The organism is Priestia sp. P1_B12_1, from assembly GCF_056406695.1.
This window is the reverse complement of the sequence record NZ_JBFTZR010000003.1, coordinates 332,112-345,267: the sequence shown is the minus strand read 5'-3', so window position 1 is coordinate 345,267 and position 13,156 is coordinate 332,112. Positions and strand designations below refer to the sequence as shown.

The 13,156-nt window shown below is 35.8% G+C and carries 17 protein-coding genes; 13 read left to right on the top strand and 4 right to left on the bottom strand.

Annotation, left to right across the window (positions count from 1 at the left end; all coding sequences use genetic code 11):
- Window positions 1-17: 17 nt before the first annotated feature.
- Window positions 18-1,106 carry an FAD-dependent monooxygenase gene (locus AC1D0Y_RS12745; RefSeq protein WP_028408653.1) on the bottom strand — a complete coding sequence of 363 codons (1,089 nt, stop codon included), beginning with the start codon at window positions 1,104-1,106 and terminating at the stop codon, window positions 18-20.
- 331 nt (window positions 1,107-1,437) lie between these two features.
- Between AC1D0Y_RS12745 and AC1D0Y_RS12740 the strand changes: the two genes are divergently transcribed.
- The 6 genes from AC1D0Y_RS12740 (at window position 1,438) to nadE (ending at window position 6,511) form a co-directional block, all read left to right on the top strand.
- A complete protein-coding gene (locus AC1D0Y_RS12740) occupies window positions 1,438-1,833 on the top strand; it encodes a CDI toxin immunity protein (RefSeq protein ID WP_253352789.1) in 396 nt (131 codons plus the stop codon).
- A 221-nt stretch (window positions 1,834-2,054) separates the two neighbouring features.
- On the top strand, window positions 2,055-2,831 hold the full coding sequence (locus tag AC1D0Y_RS12735; RefSeq protein ID WP_060745728.1) for an NUDIX domain-containing protein: 777 nt from the start codon (window positions 2,055-2,057) through the stop codon (window positions 2,829-2,831).
- A 71-nt stretch (window positions 2,832-2,902) separates the two neighbouring features.
- Window positions 2,903-3,451 carry a cysteine hydrolase family protein gene (locus AC1D0Y_RS12730; protein ID WP_477707667.1) on the top strand — a complete coding sequence of 183 codons (549 nt, stop codon included), beginning with the start codon at window positions 2,903-2,905 and terminating at the stop codon, window positions 3,449-3,451.
- 23 nt (window positions 3,452-3,474) lie between these two features.
- Window positions 3,475-4,944, top strand: a complete 1,470-nt coding sequence (locus AC1D0Y_RS12725) for a nicotinate phosphoribosyltransferase (RefSeq protein ID WP_477707666.1) — start codon at window positions 3,475-3,477, stop codon at window positions 4,942-4,944.
- Window positions 4,945-4,959: 15 nt separating this feature from the next.
- Window positions 4,960-5,640 (top strand): nicotinate (nicotinamide) nucleotide adenylyltransferase, encoded by a 681-nt coding sequence (gene nadD / locus AC1D0Y_RS12720; RefSeq protein ID WP_477707665.1) that lies wholly within the window; start codon window positions 4,960-4,962, stop codon window positions 5,638-5,640.
- 34 nt (window positions 5,641-5,674) lie between these two features.
- Window positions 5,675-6,511: an ammonia-dependent NAD(+) synthetase gene (gene nadE, locus AC1D0Y_RS12715; RefSeq protein WP_477707664.1), complete on the top strand. Its 837-nt coding sequence runs from the start codon at window positions 5,675-5,677 to the stop codon at window positions 6,509-6,511.
- A gap of 57 nt (window positions 6,512-6,568) precedes the next feature.
- Here nadE and AC1D0Y_RS12710 read toward each other — a convergent pair whose 3' ends face one another.
- The 3 genes from AC1D0Y_RS12710 to AC1D0Y_RS12700 are packed head-to-tail and all read right to left on the bottom strand — an operon-like array spanning window position 6,569 to window position 9,182.
- The gene (locus AC1D0Y_RS12710; RefSeq protein ID WP_477707663.1) at window positions 6,569-7,684 is read right to left on the bottom strand and encodes a tyrosine-type recombinase/integrase; all 1,116 of its coding nucleotides are present in this window, start codon (window positions 7,682-7,684) and stop codon (window positions 6,569-6,571) included.
- 36 nt (window positions 7,685-7,720) lie between these two features.
- Entirely contained in the window at window positions 7,721-8,821 is a 1,101-nt protein-coding gene (locus AC1D0Y_RS12705; RefSeq protein ID WP_477707662.1) for an ImmA/IrrE family metallo-endopeptidase, read from the bottom strand.
- Window positions 8,811-9,182, bottom strand: coding sequence for a helix-turn-helix domain-containing protein (locus AC1D0Y_RS12700; RefSeq protein WP_477707661.1), 372 nt, complete (start codon window positions 9,180-9,182; stop codon window positions 8,811-8,813). Before AC1D0Y_RS12700 ends, AC1D0Y_RS12705 begins: the two co-directional genes overlap by 11 nt.
- A gap of 121 nt (window positions 9,183-9,303) precedes the next feature.
- Between AC1D0Y_RS12700 and AC1D0Y_RS12695 the strand changes: the two genes are divergently transcribed.
- The 7 genes from AC1D0Y_RS12695 (at window position 9,304) to AC1D0Y_RS12665 (ending at window position 13,125) form a co-directional block, all read left to right on the top strand.
- On the top strand, window positions 9,304-9,537 hold the full coding sequence (locus AC1D0Y_RS12695; RefSeq protein ID WP_477707660.1) for a helix-turn-helix transcriptional regulator: 234 nt from the start codon (window positions 9,304-9,306) through the stop codon (window positions 9,535-9,537).
- Window positions 9,538-9,651: 114 nt separating this feature from the next.
- Window positions 9,652-10,431 (top strand): phage antirepressor KilAC domain-containing protein, encoded by a 780-nt coding sequence (locus AC1D0Y_RS12690; RefSeq protein ID WP_477707659.1) that lies wholly within the window; start codon window positions 9,652-9,654, stop codon window positions 10,429-10,431.
- A gap of 15 nt (window positions 10,432-10,446) precedes the next feature.
- Window positions 10,447-10,719, top strand: coding sequence for a DUF771 domain-containing protein (locus tag AC1D0Y_RS12685; protein WP_043982248.1), 273 nt, complete (start codon window positions 10,447-10,449; stop codon window positions 10,717-10,719).
- 17 nt (window positions 10,720-10,736) lie between these two features.
- Complete coding sequence (locus tag AC1D0Y_RS12680) at window positions 10,737-11,108, top strand: hypothetical protein (RefSeq protein ID WP_477707658.1); 372 nt, start codon at window positions 10,737-10,739, stop codon at window positions 11,106-11,108.
- Between the two features lie 95 nt (window positions 11,109-11,203).
- On the top strand, window positions 11,204-11,755 hold the full coding sequence (locus tag AC1D0Y_RS12675) for a host-nuclease inhibitor Gam family protein (protein ID WP_477707657.1): 552 nt from the start codon (window positions 11,204-11,206) through the stop codon (window positions 11,753-11,755).
- A gap of 3 nt (window positions 11,756-11,758) precedes the next feature.
- The gene (locus AC1D0Y_RS12670; RefSeq protein WP_477707656.1) at window positions 11,759-12,691 is read left to right on the top strand and encodes an AAA family ATPase; all 933 of its coding nucleotides are present in this window, start codon (window positions 11,759-11,761) and stop codon (window positions 12,689-12,691) included.
- Window positions 12,691-13,125: a DUF669 domain-containing protein gene (locus AC1D0Y_RS12665; RefSeq protein WP_477707655.1), complete on the top strand. Its 435-nt coding sequence runs from the start codon at window positions 12,691-12,693 to the stop codon at window positions 13,123-13,125. The genes AC1D0Y_RS12670 and AC1D0Y_RS12665 overlap by 1 nt, the downstream gene beginning before the upstream one ends.
- Window positions 13,126-13,156: the final 31 nt, after the last annotated feature.

The window sequence follows — 13,156 nt, the reverse complement described above, 5'->3', positions numbered from 1 at the left end:
AATCTCTTTTTTTAGGCTTAAGAAGAAATAAAATGGGACGAGAATTCTTTTTCTCGCTGAAACTGAATATGTTCAAGAGTTATTAATTTAGGCTTTCTTTTCTGTTCAAACTGTCTCAATGTTTCTGAAATCTCTTTGTTTTGATAAAAAACTTGATGCAGTAAGTCAGACAGTAAGTCAGCATCTTTTAATGACTCGTTTAATCCAAAAGCGCCAGTTGGAGTCATCGTATGAGCAGCATCCCCTAATAATAACAGGTGATGCTTTGACCATACTTCGCTTATGCTGCTTTGCACAGAAAGAAGCGTAAAGTCTGACCACGACGTAATAAACCTTTCTATTGAAAGGTTTAAGCTAGGGAAAGCGTCTATTAAACGCTGAATAAACGGTCTAAATGATTGTTTCCGAAGAGCAGGATAGCTGCCTTTTTCAATATTCCATCCGATTTGAACAAAGCCTTTTGCTTGAGAAAAAAGCGCCACCTGCTGCTGTTCTACAAGTGCAAATTTAATAGAAGGCTCCCAATTGGCTGGTGCAGGAATTTTTGCCCAAAGCAAATCGTATCCATGATTATGAATATTGTTTTTTATGTGCGCAAGTTTGCGAACAGTTGAATATCGGCCATCTGCTCCAATAATGATTTTACTTTCAACTATTATTTCACCCCGGCCTTTTTGCTGAGCTTTTATTCCAGTATATTGTCCTTTTTCATTCTGCATTAGCTCCGTTACTTTTGTGCCCAGCATAAGTTTGTAGGAGGGATGGATGCTTGCTTGGTTATTTATAGACTGAAGGAGATGCTGCTGTGGAACATGAATTCCTGCATGTCCAAGTTCAGATTCTATGGTTTTGAATACATGTCCATCCTTCCAGTATTCGACCCTAGACATTCGAAGGAGGCCTAAGCTTTCCATTTCTTCAAATATATGATGTTTCTTAAGAATCATTTCTCCATCTTCATTTAAATGTTCGCCCCGAAATTCTTTTCCAAGCTCATCAGATCTCTCTATCAGTATAGTTGATATATTTTGTTTAGCCAGTAGGTAGGCCAGTAGAGCACCGCCTGGTCCGGCTCCTATTATACACACATCTGTTTGATAGTTCATTTTCTTCACCTTGTTTGTTATATGCAATTAAGTTACTTTTAGTAAGTATATTAACTTTTATAAATGTGAATGTCAACTTTTTTATAGCTTTTCTTCTATGGAATTCGCTCTTTGGACAAAACACAAATAAGGTTTTGCATAATCAAAGTCAAAGATTAAGTTTTATGATAAACTAAAATACACAAATTATTTTGAATAATTTGTATAAAAAGGTGAAACATCAAAATTGTTGAGAAAAAGCACGGTTGGAAAGCTGCAGGATTTTTAGCAAGAAGAGTAGAGATCGTCTCTGAAAATTCTAGCAAACTCCAATTTCGACTGGAGGATGATTATGACAAAAGTAGAACATTATATTCAAACATTGGGTAACAGTGCAGATTTGCTAACGAAAAAGCAGACAAGCATTTACTTCGAAAAACTTTCAAACACCTTTCCTTTTTTAACAATCATGCAAATTAATTGGCGAAAAGTATTAATTAAAAAGTCCACCCGGCATATTGAAGAAATCAAAAAATGGCTTCAAGAGATGAATATAAAAGAACATCAGGTTGTTTTATTTTGGAAACGAGCAACTAAAGCTGTAAGCGTCGATTTAGCTCAGGCTTTACTATTTTTTCAACAAACAGCTGATCTTACAGAAGAAGCATTTATTTACTGTCCGTCTGTTGAATATGTCATTGAATATTTTAAAGACGGTAAAATGATGATTGGTTTAGCAGCACGTTAATTAAAAGGAAAAAAAGCTGAGGGAGGAGGTGAATTAGAACTTCTTCACTCAGCTTTTTATGCATATAAAATCTAAAAAATACGAAACATAACGTTATTTACAACATAAATTACCTTCTCTTTATAATTAGTGGGAAAAGTATTGACATTTTCCATAAAACAAATATAATTAACATTAATCATATTGTTAATTGTAAAAAGAGCGATCAGGAGAAATGATGAATGTCGAACAAAAAAGCAATGACGAATCAAACGAAAAAAGAATATCCTAAACCCTATGGCTATACGTCAGATATTGCTGTATTTACGATTGTGACGGAAGAAAAAGAACCATACAAACCACCTAAAATGAGTTTGAAATTAATGCTTATCCAACGAGCAATGGTGAACGCAGAGGGAGAAAAGAACAGCGAAGCAGGAAAGTGGGCGCTTCCCGGCGGATTTGTCCATCCTGATGAATCAGCTTTTGAAGCGGCTAAAAGAGAGCTCGAAGAAGAAACGGGCGTAAAGGACATTCATTTAAAACACTATGGTGTCTATGATGAGCCTGGCAGGGACGATAGAGGATGGGTCATTACAAACGCACATTATGCAATCGTTCCAGAAGATAGTCTAATAAAGCGAAAAGCGAATGATGATGCTGCTCGAGTTGAATTATTTAAAATAGATGAAATCTTTTCATTGCCTTTAGCTTTTGATCATGAAATCATCATTCGAGATGCAATCAAGGAAATTAAGAAAGATTTATTGCAAACGACCATTGCCCAGAAATTTCTGCCTTCTCAGTTTACATATTCTGAGCTGCAGGCTGTGCTGCTTACCGTAACGGATGATGCAGCGATTAAAAGTGATCAGGCCTTTGCACGAAAAATAAGAATGCTGCCATTTATTGAAGAAGTAGACGGAAAAACAACGACGAGAACGTCTAAAAAACCAACAAAGCTCTATCAGTTTGTTGAAATGAATGTGATGAAGCCAATCTATACAGCACGCTATTAAAAGAAAAACTTTCAATCCAAATAATTAACAATATGTTAACTGTTAATTTTCACTTATGAGGGGGAAACATAATGAAAAAAGTACTGATTAACATCGATTATACAAATGATTTTGTAGCTGAAAACGGAGCTTTGACATGCGGAGAACCAGGGCGACACATTGAAACATTCATATGCGATATTACGCGTCAATTTATTGAGCAAAATGAGTATGTGGTGTTCGCCATTGATTTTCATAAAGAAAATGATTCCTTGCATCCAGAATCAGCGCTGTTTCCGCCTCATAATGTTGAAGGCTCTGCAGGAAGAGAGCTATACGGAAAGTTAAATGATTTATATAATGTGTATCAATCACAGGTAAATGTAGAATGGATGAATAAAACAAGATACAGCGCATTTGCTGGAACGGATCTGGAGATTAAACTTCGAGAAAGACAAATTACCGATGTCTACTTAGCAGGTGTATGTACGGATATTTGTGTACTTCATACAGCAGTAGATGCCTATAATAAAGGATTTGCTATTTATATTTATGAAAAAGCCGTAGCAAGCTTTAATCAAAAAGGTCATGAGTGGGCGCTTGAACATTTTAAATCTTGCCTCGGAGCAGAAATTATTTAAGGACATAATAGTGGAGGAAATCAATGAATATGTTTACAGATGACAGCGTAATGCTACACACCGATTTATATCAAATTAACATGGGAGAAACGTACTGGGAAGATAATATTCATCAAAAGAAGGCTGTTTTTGAAGTTTTCTTCCGCAAACTTCCTTTTGGGAATGGCTATGCTGTTTTTGCTGGATTAGAAAGAATTATTGAATATATTAAAGCATTTAAATTTAGCGAATCAGATTTAACCTACTTGCATGAAGAATTAGGTTTTAAAGAAGATTATTTAGCTTACTTAAAAGACCTTACGTTTACTGGAACGATTCGATGTATGCGTGAAGGTGAGCTTGTGTTCCATAATGAACCAATTTTACGTGTAGAAGCACCATTAATTGAAGCTCAGCTCGTAGAAACAGCTATTTTGAATATTGTGAATTACCAAACGCTGATTGCGACAAAAGCAGCTCGAATCAAACATGTAGTAGGAGATCAAGTGGCAATGGAATTTGGAACACGCCGCGCTCAAGAAATGGACGCTGCTATTTGGGGAACAAGAGCAGCCTATATTGGCGGATTTGGTGCTACTTCTAACGTGCGAGCAGGAAAGAAATTTGGAATTCCAGTTGCAGGAACGCATGCTCATGCGATGGTGCAAGCTTATAAAGACGAATATATTGCATTTCATAAATATGCTCGTCGCCATAAAAACTGCGTGTTTCTAGTTGATACGTACGATACGTTAAAATCAGGAGTTCCCAACGCCATTAGAGTAGCAAAAGAATTAGGCGATAAAATTAATTTTACAGCGATTCGCTTAGACAGCGGCGATTTAACATATTTGTCTAAAAAAGCTCGTCAAATGTTAGATGAAGCAGGGTTTACAGAGACAAAAATTGTTGCTTCCAACGATTTAGATGAAGATACGATTATGCATTTAAAGTCGCAAGGGGCACAAATAGACATGTGGGGGATTGGTACTAAGCTCATTACTGCATATGATCAGCCGGCGCTTGGCGCAGTGTATAAACTCGTTTCTATTGAAGGAGAAAATGGGGAGATGATGGATACGATTAAAATTAGCGCAAATCCTGAAAAAGTGAGTACACCAGGATTAAAGCGCGTATATCGTATTATTAATAATTTGAATGGGAAATCTGAAGGGGATTATATCACGATGGAAGACGAAAATCCTCAAAGCGAAGAACGTTTAAAAATGTTCCATCCTGTTCATACGTTTATCAGTAAATTCGTCACAAATTTTGAGGCGAAAGAACTCCATCATGATATCTTTGTAGACGGAAAGCTTGTGTATGAAACAGAAGAACTTCAGGAAATTCAGCAGTACGTAAAAGATAATTTAGAGCTGCTTTGGGATGAATATAAGCGCACGCGCAATCCTGAAGAATATCCAGTAGATTTAAGCGAAAAATGTTGGGAAAATAAAACGCGTCAAATTGCGTACGTAAAACAAAAAGTAGCAGAAGCCCTAAATAAAAAATAGTAGGGAGCTGGAGACATGTCAGATACGCTTGCTTATTTTCAACAGCTAAACCCTGATAAAAAAATAGATAAGCTTTTAGAAAAAGGTGCGAAAATTGGTATTTATGGTTCTTCTTTTGATCCGGTTACCAATGTTCATCTTTGGACAGCATCAACGGTTGCGCATCGAAAAAAGCTAGATGCTATTATCTTTTTGCCTTCATCGCACAAACGAACAGATAAAAAGCTCCAGACGTTGGATGAGCACCGTGTAAATATGGTTAGCTTAGCGATTAAAGATAACCCCAAATTTTTGCTCGATACGTATGAGCTAGACGTATTGCCCGGCTATCATTACACATACTACACTATGGAGCACTTTAAAAAATTGCTTCCACACCCTGAGTTATTTTTTATTATGGGAGCGGACTTACTGCAAGATATTGGCGAAGGCAAGTGGAAGAAAGCAGATGAACTTATTAGTAAAAACCAGTTTATCGTCATGGCAAGAGAGGGAATAGACATGTTGAAAGCTATTAGCCGTTCTCCTTTGCTTCGAAATTATGACGACGGCCGGTTTCAGCTTCTTGATAAAGGGCTGGCGATGGAAATCAGCTCTACTTATATCCGTCAAGAATTTGCCCGGGGTGGAGAACCAAGATATTTAATGCCTGATCTCTGTTATTTTTATAGTAAAAAACATGGATTGTATCAGTAAGAAATCTACATATAATGGAAGGAGAGCATGTATCATGTCAGACATGCAAGAAAAAATAAGAAAAGAGCTACATGTGAAATCTGAAATTGATCCAGCACAGGAAATTCGTGCCCGCGTTGATTTTCTCAAAACCTACTTAAAGTCAGCAAATGCAAAAGGCTTTGTATTAGGTATAAGCGGAGGCCAGGACTCTAGCTTAGCTGGACGATTAGCGCAGATTGCTGTAGACGAATTGCGAAAAGAAGAATATGAAGCAAAATTTGTAGCCGTTCGCTTGCCTCATGGCACGCAGCATGATGAAGCGGATGCGAAGGCGTCACTAGAATTTATTAAACCTAATGAAACATATACGTTTAATATTAAAAACACGGTGGAAGCATTTGAAAGTTCGTTTACAGGTGCGACAGATATAGCGCTGTCTGATTTTCATAAAGGAAATGTCAAAGCACGTACGCGTATGATTGTACAGTATGCAATCGGAGGAGAAAACGGCCTTTTAGTTATCGGAACCGATCATGCAGCAGAAGCAGTAACAGGCTTTTTTACGAAATACGGAGATGGCGGAGCAGACGTGCTCCCTCTAACGGGACTAACAAAACGTCAAGGAAAAGCATTGCTAAAAGAATTAGGTGCAGATAAACGATTGTATGAAAAAGTACCAACAGCTGACTTGTTAGATAATAGTCCTGGTCAATCTGATGAAACGGAACTAGGAATTTCTTATGATGAACTAGACGATTATCTGGAAGGAAAAGAAGTATCACAAGAAGCCGCTGAAAAAATTGAACAGCGCTATCGTATTACTGAACATAAGCGTCAGTTACCGGCTAGTATGTTTGATGAGTGGTGGAAGCAAGAGAAAAATCTTTGATATTAAAGATTTTGTAAGCTATTGGTGGGTGAATTGCCCACCTTTTGCCCACCTAATTTAATTATTTAAGTAACTTTCTAATTTTAGAATGTTTTCTTGTTCATATTTTTTTGTAATATGAATATAGACATCAGCAGTCATTTTCACTGTGGTATGTCCTAATCTGTCACTGACAAATTTTATATCTGCACCACTTTCCAGTAACATGATTGCATGTGTATGGCGGAGACCATGAGGGGAGATGTGGTGTAGATTACTTTTTTTAGCTATTGAAGTTATAATTTTATTTACTGTACTACTCGTAAGTTCCTCGCCATATAAGCCTATTAACAGGTATTTTTTTTCTTTATAATCAGGTCCTTGCTTTAGTCTATATTCTCTCTGCCAAGTACGATACCTCTTTAAGTCAGCAATCAACGTATCATCAATACTAATAGTACGAATGCTTTTTTTGGTTTTAGGTGGCCTTTCTCCAAAATCATCTCGCGTTTTAGTAATACTAATTGTTTTATGCTCAAAATTAATATCATTCCACGTTAAAGCAATCATTTCACCTTTACGCATTCCAGTACGTAATAAAAGACTCGCAACAATGTAATGATGTATTTTAGCTTTTTTTGCCTCATCCATAAAAACGGTAACTTGTTCTTTTGTTAAATAATTCGTTTTTGTATGAGCAATATCATTTGCTTTTTGAATAGAAATATTTCGATATTTATTGTGGGTGATCATTTCTAACTCAACAGCTTTATTAATTGCTGAATTGAACGTAGTATGAATGTTTCTCACAGACTCTTTTGAATATTTTTTAGCTAATTCATTGATAAACTTCTGGTAGTCAAGTCGTGAAAGTTCGCTTAATTTATAAAATCCTAGATTAGGAACTATATGTTTATTTATATGAGTTTCTCTATTTTCTAATGTTCTTGAGCTGCATTTATTACCGTACACACTTAGCCATTCTGAAAGCCATTCTTTTATCAAGAGCTTTTGACCGGTTATAAGAGTATGTCCACCAAAAAACAATTTGTTTTCAACATCTGCAGCAGCAAGTTGAGCTGCTTTCTTTGTTTTGAAACCACCTTTTGTTTTTTCCTTCTTCTTCTTGGTTGCCGGATCTGTGTATTTAATACGGTATTCCCACTTATCACTTCTTTTTCTAAAACTGGCCATTTTTCCACCTCCTTCTAGTTAAATGTAAGATGATTTCTAAAATGGGAAGTCATCATCTGAAAGATGAATAATATTATCGCTTCCTACAGCTTGAAGATGCTTTTTTCCTTCTCTATCAGGGAATTTTTCTTCTGCCCACTGTTGGAGTAGTCTAGCTTCTAAAAAAGTTGAAGTTGATCCACACTTAGGACAAAATCTAGCATCTCCATCTAATTTTTCACCACAACCACCATTCGCTTCATGCCAAGTTTCAGGAAACTGAGAAGATATATCATCAAATGAATAACCAGTACATTTATTAACTAGGTATTTCCCACAAACTTGACAGTAATCACCAACAATACGTTCATTAGTGCAATTCGGACATTGAACAGCTCTATTATCTTCGTTAAGTTTAATTTTTGAATAAATCATGTTATCAGCTTCTCCTTTAATAAATGATTGCTCCCCACAAATAGGGCAATACTGGGTATCTTTTTCTACAAAGTGATAGGAACAAGTATTACATGTTTTTGCGTATTTATACTTAAATATAAATCTTTCAAAAGTTCTCAAAATCACATGGTTTTTAGAATAGCTAATTCCTCTTCTTAACCCATTATTTAAAAATGCGTATACATTATTTGCTGCTTCGTATGAGATATGAAATACATCAGAAATAATGTGTGGGTTGATAGGTCTTAACTGATAAACAATTGGAGCAGGGGCTAGAAGATTTCTAGCAAAACAATTAGCTTCTTTTTCAAAAACTTCATATTCTTCCTCGGTTAAGGAATTCCTTGCATATACGGACTTATTGCTTATCTCATTATGTTTCAACATGAAATGACCTAATTCATGAGCAATCGTCCATCGAATTCTGCCCACATTCTCTACAGTGTCGTTATAGAGAATAACGTACTTATTTGTAGATTTCTCATACCAACAACAACCTTCATCGCTATTTGCAAATTCACATACTTCTTCTAATGTCATATTTCGCTTTTTAGCGAACCAGGAATAGGACTTAATTCTAAGGTTTGAGAAACGTTTAGAAAGCTTCTTTACTTTTACAGGTAGTTCTTGCACATTATTTATTTTCAGCAATTGAAAAGCAGCTTGCTCAGCTTTTCTATAGTTAGGTGTTTTAGATATCATCATCATCATCTTCGTCGTCAAAAGCTTCATCAAAAGTAAGTTTGATAATATCTAGCATTTTCTTACGATCCTTGTTGTTCATTCTTCTTGCAGCTCTTTGAATTTCACGTATATCATCATCTATCTCAACATTGGAAACCGGATCATCAGTTATACCCAACAGATAATCTGTTGTTACCCCAAATGTCTCAGCTAATTCAACCAATACATTACCTGGAGGTATAACCCTTCCAGCTTCGTAATTGGCTATATTTGTACGTTTCATTCCTAATATTGTTGCTAGTCCATCTTGTGATAATTCTGCTTTAATTCTACAAGATCGTATACGTTCTCCCAGTAATTTTTTCTCTTCTAAATTCATTATGTAAATCCCCTTAAAATTTTTTTCAATTAAAATGACGTTTTTAAGGTTGACGTGTTTTATATTGACGTGGTACTATGAAGGTGTCAATTAAAAGCACAAAAGGAAAGGAGTTGAAATTATGTCTGATGTTTCTATCCGTAGACAACAATTTCGAAAATACCGTCAACAGTTCCAAGTTTCTCAACGTCGTCTTTCAATTGATTTAAATGTTAGTGAAAGCCATATTCGTAATATTGAAAGTGGAAGAGGCAATCCAGATGCCACACTTCTTTTCAAACTAGCTAAGTATTTTGAAACAACAGCTGAAGATCTCTTCCCAGATCTAGCAGAAGTTAAAGTGAATCGTTCTTAATTACTTATGTCATTATTATAAACCGTCATTTTAAATAACGCAATACAAAATAGCGTATTTTACTGCAAAAAAATATCATTTTTTCAAAAATGTAACATATTAGGAGTGGTTATTTTGGATTTGAAAGTTATAAACATAAACGGTCAACTTTTAACAGATAGCAGAGATGTAGCTGATATGGTCGATAAACGACATAGTGATTTATTAAGAAGCATTGATGGATATGTAGATATTTTACTAAACGCAAAATTGCGCTCAGCTGATTTTTTTGTAGAAAGTTCTTACGAGGATACTACAGGGAGAACATTGCCGTGTTATCACCTCACAAAAAAAGGTTGTGATATGGTAGCAAACAAATTAACTGGAAAAAAAGGCGTTGTTTTTACGGCTATGTATGTAACAAAGTTCGAAGAAATGGAAAAACAGCTCTTCAATCTTAATCAGCCTTCTTACACAATTGATGATCCAATCCAACGTGCCGAAAGGTGGATTATTGAACAAAAAGAAAAACAACAATTGAAACTTCAAAACGCTCAAAAAGAACAAATTATCAATGAGTTACAGCCAAAAGCAACTTACTACGATTTAGTATTGCAAAATAAGTCACTATTATCTGTAAGTAAAATCGCAAAAGATTACGGAATGAGTGCAAGAACTTTTAATAAGCTTCTCCATGAATTAGGTGTCCAATTTAGACAAGGAGATTGCTGGCTTTTGTATCAACGGTACGCTGATAAAGGTTATACCCAAAGTAAGACTCATACAATTGATTCAGAAAAAAGTAAGATGCATACTTATTGGACTCAAAAAGGGCGATTGTTCATTTATGAATTACTAAAAAGCCGAAAAGGTATCTTACCAATTATGGAACGTGAAAACCAACAAGTTGGATGAAAGGAGAAGGTGTAGGTGCAGCCAACTGTTCAAGTTATCATCGACAACAGCTATTTAGAAAAAGAAGTTGAACGCCAAGTGAATGAACGCTTAATTGATATGGGAATTGGTACCTGGTGGGATATGAAAAGACTTCAATATGAAACAAGTCGTTCATATGACTGGCTGATGGAGTATGTAATATACGATCCAAGAGTCAGGAATTTCTCTAAACAAAAGAACGGCAGATGGTTATTTAAAGCTAAAGATATGAAAGAGTTTTTGAATAAATACTTTGATGAATTGTGAGGAGGGAGCTAGTCAATATGAATAACATGGGCGCATTAGAGCTTTCTAATTTCTTTATAAAAGTTGAAATGAATATGGTGCTTGGTGGTCGTTCTAAAATCGCTGAATTCGCAAGAAAACAACATGAGCGATATTGGAATCTTTACCTTAAAGGAGGTGGTAAAGTGACTGAAATTGAAAATCCGATGGTTTTAAAAAATGGATATGGTATTGCAGATCCACAAGAGAAAGAGCCTCAAGTTGTATCTGTATGTGATGGTTGTAATCACAATATTGTAGAAGGTCAAGGAATGCTGGACTGGGGTACTGTTCATCTTCATGATGATTCGATTTGCATAGCAAAGTATGTAAGAAGAGATTCAATTAGAAAAATAGCAGGTGAACAATAAAAAAAGCCCACTGTTGGAGAGTGGACTCGTTTCAATGACAACTTATTTTTACCATACTTAGGCAGAAAAAACAATATAGAAGGGATGTTCTATACATGAACCAACTTCAACAAATGGAAATTCTAGAGGTTGAAAATACTGAACAGTCTGAAAGAGAATCTTTTCAGGTTACTGATATAGAAAGTTTAAACTGGGTTTTCCGTAAATTAGCTGCTTTATCAGCGAAAGAAAAAGAGGTTAAGCAATTAGCTGATGTGGAACGTGCAAGAATCAATGAATGGGAGAATCGTGAATTGATTGCCCTCCACAGTGATAAAAATTACTTTGAAAGTCTTGTCTCAGCTTATCACGCTAAGCAATTAGAAGAGAATCCAAAGGCTAAAACCATTTCTACACCTTATGGTAAATCAAAAAGTCGTGCTACAAAAGAGCAACCTAAAGCTGTTGATAAGGACAAGCTCTTGCAGCATGTGAAAGAAACGGGCATGACTGAATTCATCAAAGAAGAAGTGAAATGGGGCGACCTGAAGAAGGTTCTCCACATTCATGAAGTAGATGGGCAACCGGTGATTATCGATGAAAATGGAGCAATTGTGGAAGGCGTAGAAATTGAGCCTGCAAGCTTGAGCTTCAAAGTGGAGGTGTAAATCATGTTTGAAGTTAAAAAGGCGCAGCGCGAAAAAATGAAAGCTGTCGTAGGGTTTATTGGTCCCAGTGGTGCTGGTAAAACAGCAGGGGCCCTTCTTACAGCTTATGGGTTAGTAAGCGAAGCTTATCCTAATGCGAGTGAAGAGGAGCTTTGGGACAAAATTGGAGTTATTGACACTGAACATGAACGTTCAAAGCTATATGCAAATTCAGATTTTGATGGAACAAGAATTGGACAGTTTCTTCACATAAATTTTGAACCGCCTTATACAACTGAACGTTATGAACTAGCTGTACAAGCCATGAAAAAGGCTGGAGCCGAAGTCATCATTGTGGATAGTCTCTCACACAATTGGCAAGGAGAGGGAGGGATCGTGGAAAAACACGGTCAGATGTCCGGTAACTCTTTTCAAAACTGGGGCAAACTTGCACCGGAGACTACTCAGTTAATCAAAACGTTAACTCGTAACAATGTTCATATCTTTGCTACTTTACGAACTAAGCAAGAATATGTGGTTGAACCTGATAGTAATGGGAAAATGGCTCCACGTAAAGTTGGTACTAAGCCAGTACAAAAAGATGAAATGGAATATGAATTCATGCTTAACTTCAGCATTGGTAGTGATCATGTAGCTGATACATCTAAAGATAACACTCGGATGTTTGAAGGAAACCCATCAAAATTAAATCCTGATGTAGGTCGCAAGCTTTATAAATGGCTTGAATTAGGAATAGATGTACAAGCAGAAGAGATTCAGGAAAGAGAAAATTTAATTAACGAAATTAAGAAAATTGTTGATGTAAGTAAGGAAGCAGCTAAAATGCTTTCAGAAATAGAATTCAAGTCTAATCAAAGACTTGATGAATTTAATTTGAAGTATGCAAAAGCAGCATTTGATAGATTAAAAGTTTTTAAAACTAAGGAGGAAAAATAATGTTTAAAGTAGATCACAGTCAAGCAAATGAATTCGTAGTAGTGGAACCAGGTGAATATGAGGTAACAGTTATTAATTATGAATTGAAAAAAGCAGAATCAGGTAACAATCGCGTAGTTGTAGATTATGAAATTCGTTCTGATGTAGACCAAGCTTTCCAAGGTCAAAAGCTTTTATATGATAACTTCACTGTTACGGAAAAATCAATGTGGAGATTCCAAGCAGCTTCAAAAGCAGCACAGTTCCCAGATGGTATGCAATTTAATTCTTATAAAGAATGGGCAGATGCATTCGTTAATAAGTCTCTTCGTGTAATTGTTGGTGAACGTGAGTATAACGGCAAAAAATATCCAGAGGTAAAAGGTTTTAAAGTATCGGAAGTAAATCCTCCAGATACAAGTATTACAATCTCAGATGATGATGTTCCATTTTAAAAAGTATAAAAGTAGATTCAATGAATAGGAG

Coding starts and splice junctions, on each gene's coding strand:
- AC1D0Y_RS12745 (WP_028408653.1), bottom strand. CDS start 1,106: ATGAACTATCAAACAGATGTGTGTATAATAGGAGCCGGACCAGGCGGT.
- AC1D0Y_RS12740 (WP_253352789.1), top strand. CDS start 1,438: ATGACAAAAGTAGAACATTATATTCAAACATTGGGTAACAGTGCAGAT.
- AC1D0Y_RS12735 (WP_060745728.1), top strand. CDS start 2,055: ATGTCGAACAAAAAAGCAATGACGAATCAAACGAAAAAAGAATATCCT.
- AC1D0Y_RS12730 (WP_477707667.1), top strand. CDS start 2,903: ATGAAAAAAGTACTGATTAACATCGATTATACAAATGATTTTGTAGCT.
- AC1D0Y_RS12725 (WP_477707666.1), top strand. CDS start 3,475: ATGAATATGTTTACAGATGACAGCGTAATGCTACACACCGATTTATAT.
- nadD (WP_477707665.1), top strand. CDS start 4,960: ATGTCAGATACGCTTGCTTATTTTCAACAGCTAAACCCTGATAAAAAA.
- nadE (WP_477707664.1), top strand. CDS start 5,675: ATGTCAGACATGCAAGAAAAAATAAGAAAAGAGCTACATGTGAAATCT.
- AC1D0Y_RS12710 (WP_477707663.1), bottom strand. CDS start 7,684: ATGGCCAGTTTTAGAAAAAGAAGTGATAAGTGGGAATACCGTATTAAA.
- AC1D0Y_RS12705 (WP_477707662.1), bottom strand. CDS start 8,821: ATGATATCTAAAACACCTAACTATAGAAAAGCTGAGCAAGCTGCTTTT.
- AC1D0Y_RS12700 (WP_477707661.1), bottom strand. CDS start 9,182: ATGAATTTAGAAGAGAAAAAATTACTGGGAGAACGTATACGATCTTGT.
- AC1D0Y_RS12695 (WP_477707660.1), top strand. CDS start 9,304: ATGTCTGATGTTTCTATCCGTAGACAACAATTTCGAAAATACCGTCAA.
- AC1D0Y_RS12680 (WP_477707658.1), top strand. CDS start 10,737: ATGAATAACATGGGCGCATTAGAGCTTTCTAATTTCTTTATAAAAGTT.
- AC1D0Y_RS12675 (WP_477707657.1), top strand. CDS start 11,204: ATGAACCAACTTCAACAAATGGAAATTCTAGAGGTTGAAAATACTGAA.
- AC1D0Y_RS12670 (WP_477707656.1), top strand. CDS start 11,759: ATGTTTGAAGTTAAAAAGGCGCAGCGCGAAAAAATGAAAGCTGTCGTA.
- AC1D0Y_RS12665 (WP_477707655.1), top strand. CDS start 12,691: ATGTTTAAAGTAGATCACAGTCAAGCAAATGAATTCGTAGTAGTGGAA.